Source organism: Pseudomonas sp. KBN12P06040, from assembly GCF_037574965.1.
GTDB lineage: Bacteria > Pseudomonadota > Gammaproteobacteria > Pseudomonadales > Pseudomonadaceae > Pseudomonas > Pseudomonas aeruginosa.
Genome location: NZ_JBBELS010000001.1, coordinates 2689962 through 2710684, shown reverse-complemented (window position 1 = coordinate 2710684; position 20723 = coordinate 2689962). Strand labels below are relative to the sequence as shown.

16 protein-coding genes and 2 tRNA genes are annotated in these 20723 nt (G+C 62.5%); 5 read left to right on the top strand and 13 right to left on the bottom strand.

The features are described 5' to 3' along the window. Nucleotides 1–10 precede the first annotated feature (10 nt). Both VQ067_RS12955 and alkB1 read right to left on the bottom strand, forming a co-directional pair. Nucleotides 11–1618 carry a methyl-accepting chemotaxis protein gene (locus VQ067_RS12955; RefSeq protein ID WP_003090055.1) on the bottom strand — a complete coding sequence of 536 codons (1608 nt, stop codon included), beginning with the start codon at nucleotides 1616–1618 and terminating at the stop codon, nucleotides 11–13. Between the two features lie 111 nt (nucleotides 1619–1729). Continuing rightward, nucleotides 1730–2878 (bottom strand): alkane 1-monooxygenase AlkB1, encoded by a 1149-nt coding sequence (gene alkB1 / locus VQ067_RS12950; RefSeq protein WP_003090058.1) that lies wholly within the window; start codon nucleotides 2876–2878, stop codon nucleotides 1730–1732. A 346-nt stretch (nucleotides 2879–3224) separates the two neighbouring features. Between alkB1 and VQ067_RS12945 the strand changes: the two genes are divergently transcribed. Continuing rightward, complete coding sequence (locus VQ067_RS12945; RefSeq protein ID WP_003090061.1) at nucleotides 3225–3827, top strand: nitroreductase family protein; 603 nt, start codon at nucleotides 3225–3227, stop codon at nucleotides 3825–3827. A 64-nt stretch (nucleotides 3828–3891) separates the two neighbouring features. Here VQ067_RS12945 and VQ067_RS12940 read toward each other — a convergent pair whose 3' ends face one another. After that, the gene (locus VQ067_RS12940) at nucleotides 3892–4791 is read right to left on the bottom strand and encodes a DMT family transporter (RefSeq protein ID WP_019371712.1); all 900 of its coding nucleotides are present in this window, start codon (nucleotides 4789–4791) and stop codon (nucleotides 3892–3894) included. A gap of 132 nt (nucleotides 4792–4923) precedes the next feature. On the opposite strand from VQ067_RS12940, the gene VQ067_RS12935 reads away from it, so the two are divergent. Both VQ067_RS12935 and VQ067_RS12930 read left to right on the top strand, forming a co-directional pair. Beyond that, nucleotides 4924–5361 (top strand): Lrp/AsnC family transcriptional regulator, encoded by a 438-nt coding sequence (locus VQ067_RS12935; RefSeq protein WP_003090065.1) that lies wholly within the window; start codon nucleotides 4924–4926, stop codon nucleotides 5359–5361. A gap of 14 nt (nucleotides 5362–5375) precedes the next feature. Continuing rightward, a complete protein-coding gene (locus VQ067_RS12930; RefSeq protein ID WP_023106534.1) occupies nucleotides 5376–5936 on the top strand; it encodes a GNAT family N-acetyltransferase in 561 nt (186 codons plus the stop codon). A 31-nt stretch (nucleotides 5937–5967) separates the two neighbouring features. Here VQ067_RS12930 and kynA read toward each other — a convergent pair whose 3' ends face one another. After that, nucleotides 5968–6834 carry a tryptophan 2,3-dioxygenase gene (gene kynA, locus VQ067_RS12925; RefSeq protein ID WP_003090069.1) on the bottom strand — a complete coding sequence of 289 codons (867 nt, stop codon included), beginning with the start codon at nucleotides 6832–6834 and terminating at the stop codon, nucleotides 5968–5970. 324 nt (nucleotides 6835–7158) lie between these two features. Then, a complete protein-coding gene (locus tag VQ067_RS12920) occupies nucleotides 7159–7749 on the bottom strand; it encodes an NAD(P)H-dependent oxidoreductase (RefSeq protein WP_023875223.1) in 591 nt (196 codons plus the stop codon). A 422-nt stretch (nucleotides 7750–8171) separates the two neighbouring features. On the opposite strand from VQ067_RS12920, the gene VQ067_RS12915 reads away from it, so the two are divergent. Next, a complete protein-coding gene (locus VQ067_RS12915; RefSeq protein WP_003143851.1) occupies nucleotides 8172–9212 on the top strand; it encodes a hypothetical protein in 1041 nt (346 codons plus the stop codon). A gap of 392 nt (nucleotides 9213–9604) precedes the next feature. Here the strand turns inward: VQ067_RS12915 and VQ067_RS12910 are convergent. From VQ067_RS12910 to VQ067_RS12900, 3 genes are all read right to left on the bottom strand, one after another. Beyond that, a tRNA-Cys gene (locus VQ067_RS12910) sits at nucleotides 9605–9678 on the bottom strand. 290 nt (nucleotides 9679–9968) lie between these two features. Continuing rightward, the gene (locus VQ067_RS12905) at nucleotides 9969–10502 is read right to left on the bottom strand and encodes a ProQ/FINO family protein (protein ID WP_031636084.1); all 534 of its coding nucleotides are present in this window, start codon (nucleotides 10500–10502) and stop codon (nucleotides 9969–9971) included. Nucleotides 10503–10592: 90 nt separating this feature from the next. After that, nucleotides 10593–13571 carry a response regulator gene (locus VQ067_RS12900; protein ID WP_033991012.1) on the bottom strand — a complete coding sequence of 993 codons (2979 nt, stop codon included), beginning with the start codon at nucleotides 13569–13571 and terminating at the stop codon, nucleotides 10593–10595. Between the two features lie 831 nt (nucleotides 13572–14402). Here VQ067_RS12900 and VQ067_RS12895 point away from each other — a divergent pair. Beyond that, on the top strand, nucleotides 14403–15263 hold the full coding sequence (locus VQ067_RS12895; RefSeq protein WP_223677416.1) for a fimbrial protein: 861 nt from the start codon (nucleotides 14403–14405) through the stop codon (nucleotides 15261–15263). Between the two features lie 733 nt (nucleotides 15264–15996). Here the strand turns inward: VQ067_RS12895 and VQ067_RS12890 are convergent. From VQ067_RS12890 to pqsH, 5 genes are all read right to left on the bottom strand, one after another. Then, nucleotides 15997–16072: transfer RNA gene (locus tag VQ067_RS12890), tRNA-Gly, on the bottom strand. 68 nt (nucleotides 16073–16140) lie between these two features. Beyond that, on the bottom strand, nucleotides 16141–16701 hold the full coding sequence (pgsA, locus tag VQ067_RS12885; protein ID WP_003090349.1) for a CDP-diacylglycerol--glycerol-3-phosphate 3-phosphatidyltransferase: 561 nt from the start codon (nucleotides 16699–16701) through the stop codon (nucleotides 16141–16143). A gap of 33 nt (nucleotides 16702–16734) precedes the next feature. Continuing rightward, nucleotides 16735–18561 (bottom strand): excinuclease ABC subunit UvrC, encoded by a 1827-nt coding sequence (gene uvrC, locus VQ067_RS12880; protein ID WP_003090350.1) that lies wholly within the window; start codon nucleotides 18559–18561, stop codon nucleotides 16735–16737. Further along, nucleotides 18562–19206 (bottom strand): response regulator transcription factor GacA, encoded by a 645-nt coding sequence (gene gacA, locus VQ067_RS12875; protein ID WP_003090351.1) that lies wholly within the window; start codon nucleotides 19204–19206, stop codon nucleotides 18562–18564. A 341-nt stretch (nucleotides 19207–19547) separates the two neighbouring features. Continuing rightward, nucleotides 19548–20696: a 2-heptyl-3-hydroxy-4(1H)-quinolone synthase gene (pqsH, locus tag VQ067_RS12870; RefSeq protein ID WP_042852892.1), complete on the bottom strand. Its 1149-nt coding sequence runs from the start codon at nucleotides 20694–20696 to the stop codon at nucleotides 19548–19550. Between the last annotated feature and the right edge of the window lie 27 nt (nucleotides 20697–20723).

Genomic DNA, 20723 nt, shown 5'->3' with positions numbered 1-20723 from the left:
GCGGCCCCCGTCAGATCTTGAAGCGCTCCACCGACGAGCGCATGGTCGCCGCAACCTCGTTCAGGCGCCTGGCGGTGGCGGCCATCTCGTGCATCGCCTGGGTGTTCTGCTGCGAACGCTGGGCGATGAGCTCCACGCGCTGGGCGATTTCATCGCTGGCGCGCGACTGTTCGCGGATGGTCTGGGAAATTTCGTCGACCACCGACGCGGCATGACGGGTTCCATCGAGGATCTCGTTGATCGACACCCCTGCCTGGCGGGCGAACGACACCCCCTCGTTGACCCGGCTCACGCCGGCCTCCATGCTGTTGATCGCTTGCCCCGTGCTGGCGCGGATGCGCTCGATCATCGCGGTGATCTCCTGGGTCGACTGGGTGGTCCGCGCCGCCAGCCCGCGCACCTCGTCGGCGACCACGGCGAAACCGCGCCCGGCCTCTCCGGCCCGCGCCGCCTCGATGGCGGCGTTCAATGCCAGCAGGTTGGTCTGCTCGGCGATCCCCTTGATCACCTGGATGATCGAATGGATCTCGTCCGACGACTGGCCGAGAGCGGTGATGCTGGTGGAGGACTGGTTGACCACGTCGGCGATGCGGCTCATCCCTTCCACCACGTTGAGGATCACCTGTCCGCCACTGCTGGCCAGCTCCTCGGACTTGGCCGAGATCACCCTGGCGTTGTCGGCGTGGTCGGAAATCTGCGAGATATTGGTGATCATCTCTTCCATGCTCGCAGCCATGCTGGTGGCGCTGTCGGCCTGTTGGCTGGCGCCGTGGACGATCGACTGCGAGGTCTGGCCGATGGATTGGGAGGTGTCGTGGAGTTCTTCGCTTTCCTGGCGGATGATGGTGATCATCTGCCGCAGGTTCTCCTGCATCTCGCCCAACGCCCGCTGCAACTGGCCGGCCTCGTCATTGCTGTCGACGCCGATCGGCTCCTGCAGGTTGCCCTGGGCGATCACCCGGGCCGATGAGACCAGTTTGCGCAGCGGCTGCAGGACGGCGCGCAGCAACTGGCGACAGAGCTGTCCGAGGACCAGGCAGGCGACCAGGATGCCGCCCGCGAGCATCCAGGCGGAATAGCGCATGCTGTCTTCGCGCGCCCGGTTGGTCTGCTCGACGTGTTTCTCGATCAGGCTGCTGAGCGCTTCGTTGCGCCCTTCCAGATCCTTGAAGGCCTGGACGAACTGCGGCAGCTCGGCCCGCGCCGCCACGGGATCGAGCAACGCCTTGCCGACGATGCTCTCGGCGGCGCCGATGTAGGCTTCCAGGTCGGGCCGCAACTCGACCAGCGCCTGGTGGATGGCGTCGTTGAGAGGCAGCCCCTGGTTCTGCTCGACCACCTTGCGAAACCACTGGCTGTGCTCCTGCAGGTCCTCGCGGACCTGCTCGGCCGCCGCGCCGTCGCCGGGCTGGACCACGAACGCCGCCAGGACGTCGGCGCGCAAGGCGTCGTGCATCATGTCGCCTTCCATGTGGTTGCGCAGCGCATTGACGCTCAGCTCGTTCTCCGTCAGCGCCTTGCCCAACCGCAATTGCCCCCAGAAGCCGACCCCGCCGAGCAGCACCACAGCCACGATGCCGATGGCGCCCGAAGCGAGGATCCTCTGCCGAATGTTCATCCCTGGGCTCCTTTCCATGCGAGATATCGCTAAGGATAGCCAACCCCCGGCAAGGCGGAATTACCCGAACGAAGAGCTATCCGGGCACGGAGCGGGAGGCATCGGCGATGCTCAGGAGGCCGCCGGCCGCTCGCTCTGTTCGGCCGTCAACTGGAACTCTTCGCCCGCATAGTAGGCCCGTACCTTGGGATCCATGACCGCCCGCCACAGCGGCGGGATCAGCGCCAGCACCACCATCCCGGCGTAACCGCTGGGCATCTGCGGGCTATCGTCATAATGGCGGAGGGCCTGGTAGGGGCGTTTGGCAAAGGCATGATGGTCGGAATGCCGTTGCAGATGGAACAGGACCAGGTTGGTGAAGACGAAGTTGCTGTTCCAGGAGTGGGTATGGTTGGTCCGCTCGTAGCGCCCGTCCTCGCCCTTCCGCCGATGCAGGCCGTAGTGCTCGACGTAGTTGATGATTTCCAGCAGGGTCACCGCGACGAACGCCTGGCCAAGGAAGAAAACCATCCCCAGCCAGCCGAACGCCCAACCGAAACCGACCAGCAACGCCAGGCTCAGCAGGTACCACCAGATCAGTTCGTTCTGCCAGCCGAACACCGGCAGGCCCTTCTTGCGCAGCCGCACCGCTTCGAGGCGCCAGGCGTTGAGGAAGTTGTACTTGTAGGCATGCGGCAGGAACTGGTAGACCGACTGGCCGAAACGCGCCGACGAAGCGTCCTCCGGGGTGGACACATGCACATGGTGGCCGCGCACATGCTCGACCTTGAACCCCGCGTAGCACACGGCGGCCAGCAGGATGCCACCGGCAGCCTGCTCCAACGCCGAGTCCTTGTGGATCAGCTCATGGGCGACGACGATCCCCACCGCTCCCATCACCGTGCCCATCGAGAGGATCCAGCCCAACCGGCCGAGCCAGCCCCATTCCTGGAAAGCGACGAACACGCCAGCGGCCCAGACCAGCGTGCCGATGAGCACCGGCACCGTGGCCAGGGTCAGCAATACGTAGTAGCCCTGGCCGAGCAACTGCGGCGTCTGGGTTTCCTCGTCGGGGTTGGCCGGGTCACGACCGAACAGCATGTCCAGCAATGGCCCGATGCCGAATACCGCAATCACCAGGGAAAATGCCCAGAAGGCCGGATGCGCGCTGTCCTGGGCCATCCAGTAGTTGAACGGCATGGACAACGCCAGCAGCAGCCAGAGCCAATAGGCGTACTTCTTGATGGCCAGCATGGTGGTGGGAGAGAAATTTTCAAACATCGTGCGCTCCAGTTTTTGTCCGACAATCCTACAATCGAACCATCACCGAGCCGGGCCGCCGGGTCACCATCACTAAAGGTTGGCCGCCTCCCTGGCCTCCACCCTGCTTGACCTGAATCAACGGCCAGGTTCTCGCGGGTTTATGCCCATCGACTTTCTCGATATTCCGATTTCATCCGTACTCGCCATCCCTCGCTGTTGGCCTCGCTGGACTGCTGATACCCGGCTTTCCTGGGGAAACAGGACATCCATCGCATCAGTCGATAGGAATCACCGGTTATTTCCCATTGATCTCATCGAGGCCCTCGCTAATATCGAATCCAACTTCCAAACAAGGAGCCTCACGATGTCTGACGCATTCCTCTCCTCCATCAAGAACCGCCGCACCATCTACGCCCTGGACAAGCAACTGCCTATCTCCCAGGAGAAAGTCGTCGAACTGGTCAAGGAGGCCGTCTCGCACAGCCCTTCCGCGTTCAACTCGCAGACCTCGCGGGTGGTCGTGCTGTTCGGCGCCGAGCACGAGCAGTTCTGGAACATCGCCAAGGACGAGTTGAAGAAGATCGTTCCCGCCGACGCCTTCGCCGCCACCGAAACCAAGCTCAACTCCTTCGCTGCCGGTGCCGGCACCGTACTGTTCTTCGAAGACCAGACGGTAGTGCGCCAGCTTCAGGAGCAGTTCGCCCTCTACGCCGATAACTTCCCGGTGTGGTCGGAGCAGGCCAGCGGCATGGCTCAGTTCGCGGTCTGGACCGTCCTCGCCGAGCACAAGGTCGGCGCCAGCCTGCAGCACTACAACCCGCTGGTAGATGCCCAGACCCACAAGACCTGGAACCTGCCGGAAAGCTGGAAGCTGCGCGCACAGATGCCTTTCGGCGCCATCGCCGCCCCGGCGGGCGAGAAAGCCTTCATCGCCGAAAGCGAACGCTTCAAGGTCTTCGGCAACTGATCGGCCGAGATCGCTGTAGAAAAGCCCCGCCCCCGTCGCGGGGCCTTTTCTTTTCCCCGCCGCCTCAGCCGCGCCGCACTGCCGGCCCCGGCAGGCGCACGCTCCAACCCTGCTGCATGCCCGCCGCGGCAAGCAGGATGGCGGCCACGCCAAGCCACTGCGCCAGGCTCAGGCGATGTTCGAAGACCAGCCAGTCCACCAGGATCGCCGCGACCGGATAGATGAAGGACAACGCACCGGTCAGCGCCGTCGGCAATTTCTGAATGGCGCCGTAGAGCAGCACGTACATCAGCCCGGTATGGACGATTCCCAGGGTCGCCAGGCTGGCCCAGGGAGCAACGCCCCGGGGCAGTTCGGCAAGGTTCGCCAGCGGTGCGAGCATCAGCACGCCGGTGCCCACCTGGATCAACGCGATAAGATGCGGCGGCGTGCCTTGCAGGCGCTTCACGATCAGCGCGGCAAAGGCATACAGCAGCGCGGCAGCGAGCGCCAGGAGGATACCGAACAGGTAGTCCCCGCGCGGGGCGTCGCTGTCGCCGTGGGCGCTGACGATCGCCAGCATGCCGGCGAACGAAAGCCCCAGCCAGCCCAGCTTGCGCGCCGTGACCTTCTCGCCGAGAAACGCCGCGCCTAGCCCCACCAGCATGAACGGCTGGACGTTGTAGACCGCGGTACCGATGGCGATCGAAGCCCGTGAGTAGGATGCGAACAGCAACACCCAGTTGCCGACGATGAACACCCCGCTGAGGAGCGCCAGCAGGAACGCCTCGCGCCCCAGGCTGCCGCGGCGCAGGAAGCCCAGCGCGGCACAGGCGACCAGCAGGGCGGCGAAACCGAATACGCAGCGCCAGAACACCACGTCCAGCACGGGCTGCCCGGAGAGCAGCACCAGCCAGCCAATGGTGCCGCAGATCAGCATGGCCGAAGTCATTTCCAGCGTACCGCGACGGATCGGATCGTTCATGAGCGCTCTCCCGCAAGACAGGCCTATGATTATCCAAAGCCGTCTTCCAGCCCTCCATCGCATTACTCAGGCAAAAACCCGTGACGACCTTTTTTATCAGGGCTATTTTGAAAAAAAACTTTCGAGGCCGACATGACCGACGACATCGACCAACGCCTGATCAACGCCCTCATGGCTGACTCGCGACTGTCCCTCAAGGCCCTCGCCCAGGTCAGCGGGCTATCGGCCCCGAGCGTCGCCGAACGCCTGCGCAAACTGGAAGAACGCGGCGTGATCCGCGGCTACACCCTGGATGTCGACCCCCGCTGTTTCGGCTACCAGTTCCAGGCGATCGTGCGCATCCGCCCCCTGCCCGGCAAGCTGCACGAGGTCGAGCGACAGATCCAGGACATCGCCGAGTTCACCGAGTGCGACAAGGTCACCGGTGACGACTGCTTCATCGCCCGCCTCCAGGTCCGTTCGATGGAACAGCTCGACACGCTGCTGGACAGGATCAACGGCTACGCGGAAACCAACACCGCCATCGTCAAGAAGTCCCCGGTTAAACGCCGGCTCCCCCCGATGACCTGAGCGAGGCACTCCGCATGCCCACACCCGGCACGGGTTCCGTCCCGGACCTGCAACTCGTCCCGTTCCAGTTGGAACACTTCCCCACCCTGCAACGCTGGTTCGCCACGGAAAAGGAGTTGGTGCAATGGGCCGGCCCCGCCCTGCGGCATCCGCTGAGCCTCGAGCAGATGCATGAAGACCTCGCGGAAAGCCGCCGGCAACCGCCGCTGCGCCTGCTCTGGAGCGCTTGCCGGGATGGCCAGGTCATCGGCCATTGCCAGTTGCTGTTCGACCGCCGCAACGGCGTCGTCCGCCTGGCTCGCATAGCCCTGGCGCCAAGCGCGCGCGGCCAGGGCCTGGGGCTGCCGATGCTGGAGGCGCTGCTCGCCGAGGCTTTCGCCGACGCCGACATCGAGCGCGTTGAATTGAACGTGTACGACTGGAACGCTGCCGCCCGTCATCTCTATCGACGCGCGGGGTTCCGCGAAGAAGGCTTGCGCCGCTCCGCCACCCGGGTCGGCCGGGAACGCTGGAATGTCGTTCTCATGGGGCTTTTGCGGCAAGAGTGGGCGGCGGGAGGCGCCGGCAACGACTGAGGCGCAGGCGGATGCTGCGCCTCATCCGGTACTACAGGTTGGAACGGAGCCGCCACAGTTCGGGGAAGAGGATGGTATCGAGCATGCTACGCAGATACCCCACTCCCTCGGTTCCGCCCGTGCCGGGTTTGAAACCGATGATGCGCTCCACCGTGGTCACGTGACGGAAGCGCCACTGGCGGAACGAATCCTCCAGGTCGATCAGTTTTTCCGCCAACTGATACAGGTCCCAGTAGCGCTCCGGCGCCTGGTAGACCTGTCGCCACGCCGCCTCCACCGAGGCCTCGTAACAGGTGCCGGCCGCCGCGTCCCGGACGAGCCGCTCCTGGCTTACCGGCAGCCCCTGGGCGGCCATCAGGCGGATCGCTTCGTCGTATAGCGACGGCGTATGCAGGGCCTGCTCCAAGGCTGCCAGCAGCTCGGCGCGGTGAGCATGGGGCTTGAGCAGGGTGGCGTTCTTGTTGCCGAGGATGAATTCGATCTCGCGGTACTGGTAGGACTGGAAACCGGAAGACTGGCCCAGGTATGGGCGGATGGTGTTGTACTCGGTCGGCGTCATGGTGGCCAGCACCGCCCAGGCGTGTACCAGCTGGTCGAAGATCCGCGAGACCCTGGCGAGCATTTTCAGCGCCGGACCGAGCTTGCCTGACTTGACGTGCTCCCGGGCGGCCCGCAGTTCGTGGAGCATCAGCTTCATCCATAGCTCCGAGGTCTGGTGCTGGATGATGAACAGCATTTCGTTGTGGTCGGGCGAAAGCGGGAACTGGGCGTCCAGGACCTTGTCCAGCTTCAGGTAATCGCCGTAGCTCATCGCATGGGTGAAGTCCAGGGCGGCGTTATGCCACTCAGCCTCTCCGTCCGTTTCTCCCTGGGCCTGGGAGTGAGGGCAAGGACACATGTGAATCTCCTGAATTCGGCGGCAGGCGTCGGAAGTCGATGAGCGACCTGCCGGCAACGTTGTCGGGGGTGGCTTCGACGCGGTCGAAGCGCGCTCATTTTACGATGCGCCCATTCGAATATTCGTGCAAAGCATCCTTTCCTCCCCGTCCCCGATGAAATCTAATTCGACGGATCGATGGAAAAATCGAATTTCGGATCACTCGCGGGTCGTGGCCGACAAAAGCCCGGATAGCGGATCCGTGACCGTTAGGCCTCGTCCCGAGAGACTGGATTTCGATCCGCCACTCCATCCAGCGAAGCGACACGAGGCCCGCCGTCGAACTCAGCCGGCGCGCCCGAACACCCTGTCCAGGTGCGCCTGGTAGGCAGCGACGGCAGCCGGGACGTCCGGGCGCTTCATCACATCCACCGCGAGGAACGTCGGCAGGCCGGACATGCCGAGGAACTGGTTGGCCTTGTGGAAGGGGAAGTACACCGCATCCACGCCTTTCCCTTCGAAGAAGTCGCTCGGATCGTCGAACGCCTGCCGTGGTGCATTCCAGGTCGCCGAGATCATGTAGCGCTTGCCCTGCACCAGACCGCCGCTGCCATATTTCTGCGTGCTGTCGGAGCGGGTACGGCCGTCGTTGGCATAGAGGCTGCCATGACCGGCCGTGAAGACTTCGTCGATGTAGCGCTTCACTGTCCATGGCGCGCCCATCCACCAGCCGGGCATCTGGTAGATCACCACGTCGGCCCAGAGGAACCTGTCCACCTCCGCCGGGATGTCATAACCGCCGTCGATGAAGGTCTGGCGCAGGTCGAAGCCACGGCGGTCCAGATGGGCCAGGGCGGTTTCGTGCAGGGTCTGGTTGAGGCGACCGTCGGAATGAGCGAAACGCTTTCCGCCGTTGAGCAGGAGAATGTTTTTCATGGTGTTCCGTACATGCTGGAACCGCAGCGGAGATGCCTGCCGATCCCGGGTTGAAGAGAGCGGCAGGTTAGATAGGCGCAGGAAACGGAAAAAGTCGTACGGCGGTAAAACAGATTTGATCCGCACTCACGAATCGCCAGAAGAGCCGGGATGCGCGTCTTCATTGCGCCCCCACGCGCCAGCCCTCGATGACCGGCACGAACTCTACCCGCAGCGAGCCATCACGAACGCGGTACGCACTGGCTCGCCAGCATTCGCACGCATGTGAGTACCCATGATTGCAGCAACAGGCTGTGACGCGCTCGACTCAAACGCTCCTTCCTACGCGCGGGACGAACTCTCCTTGGGGATCCGCAAGGAGTAGATTAGGATTCTTCCCGCACTCGCCTTAAGTCATTGGCCCATATAGATAAGGATATCTCATGAAAACCATCGCTCGGCGCCTGAGCCCCTTCGCGATTCTGCTCCCGGCAAGCCTGTTATCAGCCTGCGCCTCCCTAGGCAACGCCGGACTCGGCGGCTCCCAGCAGAACCCCACCAACCAGCTCCTGAACATGATCGATGAGGCTACCCGCGAAGGCATGTCCGTGGTGCTGGTACCGGCGCTCATGCCCAACAAGAGCGTGACGGACCTCTCCAGCTACTCGCATCGGGTCATATTCAAGAACAAGGACGTGCCCGGGATCGCCTACATGCAGGCCTTTGCCAACAACGACCTGGAGAAGATCAAGGAAGCCGTCTATCTGTGGGACTTCCTCGAGGTCAACATCGTCCCGCCGGGAACCTACCTGCTGTCCGGAGGGATCGACTACAAGATCGACAGCACCCTTGCCCAGATCAAGGCGCCAAAGGGGCAGCCGGCTGCCAGCCCACTTGGTTCGGTGAACCTGTCCGCCGTGCTGTATCGCCGGTTCGTGAAGGAGAACTACTGGCGCGACGCCTCCTATGCAGACAAAACCTACACACAGAATGTCTGCAGCGCCGTGCACATGGCCTCCGGCCAATGCGTGGGCTGGACCGAGCAGCAATACAGCCAGCGGGAAATGGTCTCGGATGCCGGTTGGGCCGAAGGCACGAAGATCGAGGATGTCCCCTCCATCAAGCTGCAAGCGCAGATACCCGACGCCTATGCCCCGCTGTCCTTCACCATTCAGCCTGGGCAGATCCTGCTCAGCGATCGGTTCCACTTGAAGACCCCGGCCGTGAGCTATGACAGGAAGACCTGCAAGGCCGTGGACACGCAAAACATCAAGTGCACCTTGCAGGATATCCAGGTCTTCATGAGGCCAGCGCCCATGGAGCTGACGAAAAGGTTCATCGATCGCGAGCAGCCAAGGCTTGATGAAACGGGCCGCCAGGTGCTCGCGCGGATCCAGCCGATGAAAACCGAGATACTCGGCGAAGCAGGCATGGAAGACCTGACCTGGGGCCTGCCGGTTTCCTTGAAACGCAAGGCAAGATGAAACGGGCCCTCCGCTAAGCGCCTTCCGCTCGCGGTCGCCACAACGGTTGATCGATAGAGGCCCGGAAGGCAGGCGGCAGGACAGACCGGCTCGGCTGGTCATGTTCGATGACGACCAGCCGATGACCGACCCAGACCGGATCTTGCGTCCAGATAAAAGCCGCGCACGGGGCTGGATTGCAGGCAACGGCCGAAAACGTGACAGGTGCTGGGGTACTCCTCGGACACTCCGGGAAAGTAGTAATTACGGAGCGGCTTATCGGGAGAGGGAGGCGGTTGCGAGGCCGTAAAAGTATGAAAGCGTTATGGGGACACCCCAAGGAACTTGCTTCAGCAATACCGGACAGGAAAGAAAAAAGCCCCGTAACTCGTTGAGCTACGGGGCTTTCCTGTTGGAGGCTGAGGTCGGAATCGAACCGGCGTTCACGGATTTGCAATCCGGTGCATAACCACTCTGCTACTCAGCCTTTGAGCGAAGCGACATGCGTTTGGCATATCGCTGAAATCTCTTTCCTGGTGCGATTTTGAACTTATAACCCTTTGATTTCAAAAGATTTTTAGCTCACCCATCGCTGGAATGGACGCAATTATGGACGGATTCGCCGGGCTTGGCAAGCGCTCTACGAAAAAAACTTTGCAGATCAGGCTATTGCGTAGCACAAGCCGGGAGAAACGGGCCCAGACGTCCGCGAAATGGGCCCTGCGGCGACCGGCAACCGAGGAGCGCGCCAGGATCCGACGCGCCCTGCCCCGGCGATCAGTTCGCCTCGGAACTCGCTTCGGTTGCGGGCGCTTCAGGCGTCGGCGCCTCCGTGGCGGCCGGCGCTTCGCTACCTGCCTGGGCACGCTTGGCGCGCTTCTCGCGCATCTGCTCGCGCTGCCGGCGAGACGCCTGCCGCCGCGCATACACCGCCTGCTCGGCGGTTACCTTGCCGGCAACCTGGCCTTGCAGATCCAGCCGCGGCGCATCTTCCACCATGCAACTCCAGTAGCGGCTGCCCTGGCACCAGGTGGCGATGGCCTGTTTCAGTTGTTCGGCGGTGATTCCCAGTAGCTCGAGGTGCTGCTGCGCATCCTGGAGGATGCCCTGCTTGAGCGGAACCTTGGCCGCGGGGCTTTTCGGAAACGCCAGCGGGAAATGCCGTTGCAGCCTCCAGATAGCCTCGACTCCTGGCTCGACGGCTTCACGTTTCTTCGCGCGTCCCGCGGAGCTTTTGGTTTGAGCCGGTTTCGCCTGCGCCGCCTGTGCGCGCAGACGGTCTCTCAGCTCGGCAAGTTGTTCAAAACCCATCGTTCGCTTCACTAGTGCTGGTTCATTTCTGCGAGAGATTACCCGATACATCCGCTCGCGGCACGCAAAACGGCAACCAGTCGGGCACTTTCATTGCGAATCGACGCTCGTAGGCATGAGCTGCTCTCCCCCGTTCAGCGCCCGAGCGAGCTCATCGAGCGTAGTCGGCTTGAACAGGACCCGGTCCATGCCGGCAGCCAGGCAACGCTCCAGCGCATCCTTCTCGGCGCTGGCGGTAAGCGCTATCACCAAGCAGCGACGCCAACCGCCAAGGGCTTCTTGCGAGCGGATCCGTCGCGCCAGCTCGTAGCCATCCATCCGCGGCATCATGCCGTCGGTAATCACGACGTCGAAGTCTTCGCCCTGCCAACGTTCGAATGCTTCCTCGCCATCTTCCGTGGAGGTCACCCGGTGCCCAAGGCTTTCCAATTGCATGGTCAGGGTCAGCCGATTGAACGGATGGTCTTCCGCAAGCAATATCGAGAGCGCCCTTGCCTCTTTCCGCTCCTCGACCTCGGCAACTCCGGAACGCGCTTCGCTGGACTCGCTGGGCGGAGGTTCGGTCAGCGGAAGATCGAACTCGACCGAGAAGCAGGAGCCGTTGCCCAGCTCGCTGCGCAGGCTGATCTGGCCGCCCATCAGGTGTACCAGGCGTCGGCTGATGTACAACCCCAGGCCGCTGCCGGACGCCTGGCCAAGCGCAGGCGAGCCGACCTGCGAGAATGGCCGGAACAGCCTGGCCTGGTCCTCCTCCGAAATACCGAGGCCGGTGTCGCTTACCTCGAGCAGCAAATGAAGCCTCTCCGCCTCGCGCCGCCCCACCGCCCGCACCGTTACCCCACCGCGCTCGGTGAACTTGATGGCGTTGCCCAGCAAGTTGAACAACACCTGCTTGAAATGCAGGGGATCCACCAGCACCCACTGCTCGAGATCCCCGTCGAGTTCCAGTGCCAGGGAAAGATTCTTCTGCCGCGTCAGCCCGCCAACCAGCGGCAGGATCCCTCTGATCAACTCGCCAGGAAGCACTGGTTCGGGAGCGGAATCGAACCGACCGGATTCGATCCGCGACAAATCGAGAATATTGCCCAGCAGAAGCAGCAACCCCTGGGCAGCTTCCTGGGCGATGCTCAGCGAATCGAGATCCAACACGCCCTTCTCGCCCTTTTTCAGCACCAGCTCCTGCAAGCCGATGACCGCGTTCAATGGCGTGCGGATCTCGTGACTCATCGTCGAAAGAAACACGCTCTTGGCACGGTTGGCAGCGTCGGCTTGCTCTTCTGCCTGGCGGGTCTTGCGCACCTGGCGCATCAGGTAGAAACCCCAGATGAGAGAGATGGAAATCAGTACGCCGAACAATCCGCCGATCTGCAGAATCTTGCTCCGGTGATCGCGCCAGAAGTCCGTCCCTCCCTTGGCGAAGCGAGGCTCCCAGCGGTGGAGGATTTCCGCCACTTCTTCCGGAGCGATCGCCAGCTGCGCCTTCTCCAGGATGCCCTGCAGCTCGGGCTGGTTCCTCGCCACACCGATGCTGATCGGAATGGAGAGATCATCGAGGATACCGACGACCTGGATCCGGTTGTCGAAATGCTGGGCGGACAGATAGCGACCGGTATAATCGCTGCTGATAGAAGCCTCGCTCTGTCCGGCATCGACGCTTTGCATCGCGGCGAGAAAGGTCGGATAGACCTGGAGCTTGATCTCAGGGTGATCGCGCCGAATGGTGTCGTTGAGGAAATAGCCAACCGTCGTGGCCAATCGCTTGCCGTCGAGATCCGCGAGGCCATGGACACGCTCCAGCCGTTCGCCCCGGCCGCCCCGGCTGGCGCTCATCAGCACCGTGGTGCTACGCAGGTAGGGAGTCAGGACCTCGAGGCCGGAATCGAGACGCTCCGTCGAGGGCATGGTCGGCGTAACCAACGCCTCGCCCGCATCCAGTCGACGTTTCGCCTCGACGAAGTTTCGGGCTCCGCTGAAGGAAAACTGCAGGCCGCTGCGCTTGCCGATCAGGTCCAGATAGTCACGCCCGATACCGCTCAGCCGCCCCTCGCTATCCAGTTGCCCGAGCGCGCCAAGGGAATGGTTGATCACCACCGGCACGACCGGATGCGTGGAGAGCCAACGCTGTTCCGCCGGCGCAAGCGTCACCCTGGGCTCGTCGAAACGCAGGCGCCGCCCGGCGCTCCAACTGCGCAACAGTTCGTCGCCGTAGCGCCCATTGATACGCGGCAGGGCTCGATCGAGGACCGCGAGCAGAGGCTCATCCCCCGGCCGGAGCAGGAAACGGAAACCCTGGCTGTCGATGGGCGCGAAGTTCTCGATACGCAAGTTCAGCAGGTAATGGGTCTGGATGAGATAGTGCGCAGAGACGGCGTCACCCAGCACGCCATCGACGTCCCCCATGCTCAGCGCTTCCAGGGCAAGCTGCGGCGAGTCGAACCAGATGACCTTGCTGTGCGGATAGGCGGCCTTGATACGTTCGGCGGGAAGATAACCCTTGACCGTGGCCAGCCAGGACTCCGCCTGCGAATCGAACGGGGCGCCGCTGGAAGACACCAGTACCGGCCGGTCGGAAAGATACGCAGCGGATGCCAGCAATCCGTGTTGCCGGGCCTCGACCTCGCTACCGACACCGAGCAGATCGATCTCTCCCCGCGACAACGCAGCGATTGCCGCCTGCCGCGACGGAAAGTCCCTGACGCGCAACGGCCGCTCGAACACCAGGGCCAGGTAATCGGCCGTGAAGCCCTTGTAGGAACCTGCGTAGAAGATGGATAGCGGCGGATAGTCGGGAGAAACCACGCCTATCGTCAGCGGCTCCCGGGCATCCAGCCACTGCCTGGCTCGTTTGTCGAGCCAGGGGCGCGTCGTTGTCGTCATACGACCATCGAGCAGGATGGATTCGGCCGCGACGGGCAGCGGCTGCAGGATGATCGGCAACAGGCAAAAGACCGCGGACAGCAACGACCTTGTCAGCATGTCGAGTCTTCGATGGCAAAGTTCTCCGGCCGGATAGAGGGCATGGCATCCGCGCCCCAGAGCCTGCGGACACATCGGCACCGATGTCGCCATGTTAGCAGGTGAACGGGTATTTTTCCCAGACAGCCGTGGCGGAAACGAGCGGCTGCCGGTGTTTTTACGCTGATACGAAAAAAGGGCCTCTCGATCCTTTTCGAGGTTCTGCAGAACTTGGTGAAATCTGCATATCGATATCCTGGAGCGGGAAACGAGCCTCCATGATACTGACTCCAAAGGAGAGCCTTGCACTCACCTCGGATCGATGGACTGAATTAAGGACTAGTCTTCGAGACAGGACAGGCAGGCACAGTCGAGGAACGCCAGGCAGCCATTGCGTGGCCCTTCCCATGAGTTCCTTTCCCAGCCTTCCGCGCCACGGCTTTTCCCGAAGCCGCTCCACGAACGCTTCATCCTGCGGCCGCAGCTCCTGCCCCATAGCATCGCAGGAAGACCGCCTTGCGATGAATCCGCCGACAGGATGCGAGGCACTACGCCTGGCAAGCATTCCCGCCAGAGACCTGCGCAACCTCAAGTGTTATGGCTGGTTGAGAGGATCAGATTCCAGCGTTACTTCCAATCAGAAAGTTAAGAAATTTCATACAAGCCCCCCGGACCGGTCCTGTCTCAGTTGAAAGACCAGGGATGGAATAATCAGCGTGAGCAAATCATCCTACGAGTTCAAGGGTTCCCGTGAAAAAGCCAGCTCCCGCACACGTCAAGCTACTCTTCTGCATTGGTATATCGACCGCTGGATGCCTTTGGTCGCTCTCCTCGGTGGCCTATTGCGGCAAGCCTGAACTACCTACCAAGACCCCCCTGCCGATACAGAGCCTCCAATCCGTTTTCACCTTGAAGCACGCACCGATCGGTAAATCGATGGGAACAATGACCGTGCAAGTCGGCTCAGGAGAAACTCTAGGTGGCTGGGCGTGGTGCGGAAGTGACGGAAAGCCCGGACAATTCGGTTTTACAGCTCCCAAAACGACCCTCATTCCAATAGATGGAAATGGCCTCTATGAGTCTGGAGTGCCAGGGGTCGGTATCAGAATTGGACACCGAGCACGCTATAACTGGACCGAACCGACAGCAGCTCCCGCCACCTACCCCACGGGCAACATCGGCACCATGCGCTATATGCCCACTGTTCTCGTAGTTGATTTCATCCGAACCGCAATGGGAGTAGGAAAGGGAGACATCACCCCTTTTAACTACTCAACCAATTTTTTCATCGATACCAACTACACAAATCCATCCAGGGCTGAATTCACCATAGAGGGATATAACCTTCGCGCAACGCTTGAACATAACGCTTTCTTCACCACGTGCAGCACACAAAAGTCGACCATTGATGTCAACATGGGGCGCCCAACGGCGTATGACATCAAAAGAGGGGCTGTGCCAGATCATGGCTTTTCACTGGATGTTGTGTGCGAAGGGCTCAATCCGAGTGTCAAACCTCCTGTGAAGGTCTACTTTGAAGGCAACTCGATCCAGGATGGCCTGTTGAACCTCACAGGCAGAGGAGAAGCCGGTGTAGCCCAAGGAGTCGGCATTTCGTTGACGTCCAGTAAGGGAGCGGCATTGCCATTCACCCAAGCCAGGGCCCTGCCCCTGGACTGGCTGGCCAGCGGTGCAGGGACGGAGATGTACCGCTTTGTGGGATCGGCTCGCTATGTCGCCACTGGCGGAAAAATCACCGCGGGTAAAGCTGACTCCATTTTGACCTACATCCTGGAGTACAACTAACCCAGCAGAACCGGTCGGTCGAACCGAACCCGGCCCACACTGCGGTACAACCAACGCATCGATGAGGCGACGCCGATGCCCACCAGCTTCCGGAATGAGCGCCTCCCCGTCGGCTCCGCCTAAGTTGAATACCTAGAGATAAGGGGGCTCGCTCTGCGCGTAACTCATCGACCGCATGAACGGGTCAAATCGCGGGAACCGACCCAATGCCGGGTCGTCGATGCGACAGGGCATTCCGATGACTCGGTAGATGTATCTTCGAGAAGGCGCCCCTTCCACACACCGGGCTTCCCGGCACTCCTGTGTCCGTTGCTCGCAAGAGCCGAGCGCATGCGATCAATTCGCGGACACGACGCATCGGCTGCGAGCCTCTTTGAGAGCGACTTCAGGATAGCTGCCCGACCAAGCACCTTTTGCTTGTCCTTCCAGCGATAGTGGGAAATGCCGGCTCTTGCCATCCTCGGGCGAAACAGCCTGGGAAAGGCCATCGATGACCAAGACTATATGGACCTTGCCGGTGCCCTTCGAATGCCGAATGGCAACGCACCATGCTCAATGCTCTATTGCGCGGATCAAGGGATAGACGATCTGTAGCCGCCGCCCAGCACTGATGCACTAAAGAATGGACTAGAAGATGCTGGCCGATGCCGGGCCGATGGAACCCGCCGAAACGAAAAAAGGGCCCTAAGGCCCTTTTTTCAATGATCTACAGGCAAGCCTGTGGATCTATATCTGGAGCGGGAAACGAGACTCGAACTCGCGACCCCGACCTTGGCAAGGTCGTGCTCTACCAACTGAGCTATTCCCGCATCGTCTTGGTGACGGGCGCCATTCTATAGCATCGCGGCGCCGTGTCAACTCCTTGATTCAAAAAAGTTTATTTCTCTTTCGGGGTGGTCGACAGATGCGGCCACGCGGCCAGCAGGTAGTGCACCATGGACCACAGGGTCAGCGCCGCAGAGATGATCAGCAGCACGTAGCCGAGAATCACCCAGAAGGTCATCAGCGGCGGATTCGCCAGGAGAATGACCAGCGCCAGCATCTGCGCCGCGGTCTTCCACTTGCCCAGGTTGGACACCGCCACCTGAGCCCTCGCCCCCAGTTCGGCCATCCACTCGCGCAAGGCGGAAACCACGATCTCGCGGCCGATGATGATCACCGCCGGCAGGGTCAGCCACAGGTTGGCGTGCTCTTCCACCAGCAGGACCAGCGCAACCGCCACCATCAGCTTGTCCGCGACCGGGTCGAGGAAGGCGCCGAACGGCGTGCTCTGGCCGAGGCGCCGGGCGAGGTAGCCGTCCAGCCAGTCGGTGGCGGCGGCCAGGGCGAACACGGCACTGGCGGTCAGGTAGCTCCAGGACGTCGGCAGATAGAACAGCAGAATGAAGATCGGAATGAGCAGGACGCGCAGTAACGTGAGCAGATTGGGGATATTCATCGGACCATCTAGGCTGCGAGGTGAGCCGGCATTCTACTCGCTGTGCAGGACGGCATAAATCTGCTCGGCAAGCTTTTTACTGATACCGGGGGCTTTGGCCAGTTCATCGATACTCGCCCGCGACAATTCCTGCAACCCGCCGAAATACTTGAGCAGGTCGCGCCGACGTTTCGGGCCGACGCCGGGGACATCCTCCAGCGTCGACGTCCGCCGTGCCTTGCCGCGCCGCGCACGGTGGCCGGTGATGGCGAAACGGTGCGCTTCGTCACGTATCTGCTGGATCAGGTGCAGCGCCGGCGAATCGGCCGGCAGGGTGAACTCGTGGGAGGCATCGTTCAGGTAGAGGGTTTCCAGCCCCGGCTTGCGGGTCACGCCCTTGGCCACGCCGAGCAGGATCAGACCGGCGACCGCCAGTTCCTGGAGCACCTCCTGGGCCATGGCCAATTGCCCTTTGCCGCCATCCACCAGGAGAATGTCGGGCATCTTCCCCTCGCCGTCCTTCAGGCGACTGAAGCGGCGGGTCAGCGCCTGGTGCATCGCCGCGTAGTCGTCGCCGGCCGTGACGCCTTCGATGTTGTAGCGGCGATAGTCCGACTTCAGCGGCCCTTCCGGGCCGAACACCACGCAGGAAGCCACGGTGGCCTCGCCGCTGGAGTGACTGATATCGAAGCACTCCAGGCGTTGCGGCGGCTCCGCCAGGTCGAGCGCCTCGGCAAGGGCTTCGAAGCGTGCCGCCACATGCTGGCGGTTGGCCAGGCGTGCGCCCAGGGCCTGTTCGGCGTTGGTCACCGCCAGTTGCTGCCAGCGGGCGCGGGTACCACGCACCCGGTAGCTGATCTCCAGTTCGCGGCCTCGCGCTTCGGCGATCGCCGAAACCAGCACCGGGAAATCCTCGTGCGTCACGTTGACGATCAACTCCGCCGGCAGGTCGCGCTCCTGGTGGCTGAGATAGTACTGGCCAAGGAACGCCAGCAGCACTTCGCCCACCTCCTCCTCGATCGCGACCTGCGGGAAGAAGTTCTTGCTGCCCAGCACCCGCCCGCCGCGTACGCTGATCAGGTGTACGCAAGCGCCGCCAGGGGTGACGATGGCGGCGACGATGTCGACGTCGCCGTTGCCACCTTCCATGCTCTGCTGGTCCTGGACCCGCCGCAGGATCGCCACCTGGTCGCGCAACTCCGCCGCCTTCTCGAAGTCCAGGCGCATCGCCGCCTGCTCCATGCCGACGTTCAGCTCGTCGGCCAGCGCGTTGCTCCTTCCTTCGAGGAACATCACCGAGTGGCGCACGTCCTCGGCGTACTCCTCAGGACTGACCAGTCCCACGCAGGGCCCCTTGCAGCGCTTGATCTGGTATTGCAGGCAGGGCCGCGTACGGTTGCGGAAATAGCTGTCCTCGCACTGGCGGACGAGAAACGCCTTCTGCAGCAGGTTGAGGCTCTCGCGGATCGCTCCCGCGCTCGGATAGGGACCGAAGTAACGCCCCTTGCGCTTCTTCGCGCCACGGTGCAGGGACAGCCGCGGATACTCATCCTCGCTGGAGAGGAACACGAAGGGATAGGACTTGTCGTCCCGCAGCAGGATGTTGTAGGGCGGCCGCCACTCCTTGATCAGCGTCTGCTCCAGCAGCAACGCCTCGGTTTCATTGGCGGTGATGGTGGTTTCCACCTGGGCGATGCGCGCCACCAGCGCAGCGGTCTTCGGCGCCAGGCCGGACTTGCGGAAATAGCTGGCCAGGCGCTTCTTCAGGCTCTTCGCCTTGCCCACGTAGAGAAGCTTGGCGTCCGCATCGAACATGCGGTAGACGCCCGGACGATTGCTACAGGTAGCGAGGAAGGCGCTCGCGTCGAAAACGGCGCTCATCTAGCTGGCGGCATCGACCATGCCGTGGCGGACGGCGAGCAGCGCCAGCTCCACGTCGCTGGTGATCGAGAGCTTCTCGAAGATGCGGTAGCGATAGGTATTCACGGTCTTCGGCGACAGGCACAGCTTGTCGGAGATGCTCTGCACCTTGTGGCAGTTGGCGATCATCAGGGCGATCTGGATCTCGCGCTCGGACAGCGAATCGAAGGGGGAATCGTGCTGCTGCGGCTGGAAGGACTTCAGCGCCAGTTGCTGGGCGATCTGCGGGCTGATATAGCGCTGGCCGGCGAAGACCTGGCGAATCGCCTGGACCATTTCCTCCAGCCCCGCGCCCTTGGTCATGTAGCCGGCGGCGCCGGCCTGCATGAGGCGGGTGGGGAACGGATCCTCTTCGCAGACGGTGACTACCACGACCTTGATGTCGGGCTGGCTGCGCAGCAGCTTGCGGGTTGCCTCCAGGCCGCCGATACCGGGCATCTTCACGTCCATCAGGACGACATCCGGCTTCAGTTCGCGGGCCAGTTTCAGACAGTCTTCACCGCAGTCGGCCTGGCCGACCACTTGCAAGCCTTCGATGTCGGCCAGCATGCGGGTAATACCGGTGCGTACCAGATCGTGGTCGTCGACCACCAGCACCTTAATCACGCTGCACCTCGTCGCGCATTAGCAGACAACCGCCCACACGGGCCCCCAGGAGATTTCGGCAACCTTAACAGAAAGCCATCCCATGACCTAGCTTGGCGCAAAGGCGTCATAAATCAAGCGTCATGGAAACATCATTCGACGGCATCGAACGGGCGCTGCGAAGTATACCGCCAGCCCTCGGCGAGCGGCAGACCGGATCGCAGCAAAAACCGGCGAACCTGTGGAGAGCCCAGCGACGCCGGGCCTGGTAAAGCGCAAGCGCCCTGGTTGCCCGGGACTTCTCCATAGCGACCATCGCCGAAGTCGAAAACAGGCGACCAAGACGCCACTGGCACCGGCGGCTACTGCGCGGCCATCTCACCGACACCGGTGAAAAGACGCTGGTGGAGGCGCCTGCGACTGGCATTCGGCACCAGGCGAACGAGGGTATTCCTCAGCCAGACGCTCCAGGGCGATTCCCATTGACCAAGGCGGCCGACGATCCAGGATTGCTTCCTGATGAACTCGATCCGCGCCTCGCGTTGCTGCTGGAACAGGATCAGCGTCTCGGCGCGCGGCGCCAGACACCACAGGCGCGCCAGCAAGAAGGCGTCCTCCAGGGCCATGGCCGCGCCCTGCCCCAGGTTCGGCGTCATGGCGTGTGCGGCGCCACCGATCAGCACTACCCGTCCGCGGCACCAGGAGGCGCCGGCCAACTCCTCGAGGTCGTTGTGCACCAGCGTGGTGGCGCTCGGTATGAGCCGGGCGATGCTCGCGCCGATGCCGTCGAAGTCTGCGTAGTGGGCGGCCAGCCGTTGCGGGGTGACGAAGCCCTCCTCGTCCTCGGGCTCCTCCCGGCGCACCTTCAGGGTCGCGTAGACATACATCTCGCGCGGGCTGATCTGGATGAAGCCGAGGCGCTTGCCGTGCCCCCAGACCTCTCCCGCCAGCTCGGCGTCCTCCAGCCGATGGGGAACGACCAGGCGCCAGCAGGTTTCGCCGGAATGACGCAAGGTCGCCTCCGGCCAGACATAACGTCGCACGCTCGAACGAATGCCATCCGCACCGACCACCAGCGAACAGTCGTGGACAGTGCCGTCGCTCAGGGTCACGCGTTCGTGGTCGAGTCCGTCGAGGATCTGCACGATGGAGACCCCGACCCGAATGCGCGACTCATCCAGCCCCTCCAGTAGCGCCGCATGCAGTTCGTGGCGCTGCAACGCCAGGCCGCCGCGGGAATTCCCACCCAGACTGGAAGGCATCGACATCAGCATCGAACCGTCGTGGGCGTATACGTTGATGCCGGCCAACGGCATGCCACGGCGGAACAGCCGGTCGAGATCCAGGGTGCTGGACAACGCCGTCAACGCATTGCTCGCCAGGGTGATACCGGTACCGATGGGCCTGATCTCGCTGGCCCGCTCGACCAGCAGCCAGTCGATGCCTGCCTTGGTGAATTCGCGCGCCAGCGCCAGGCCGGCGATCCCGGCCCCCTGGATAAGAACGGTCATCCGTTGCTCCTTAGCAGCGGCATCCGT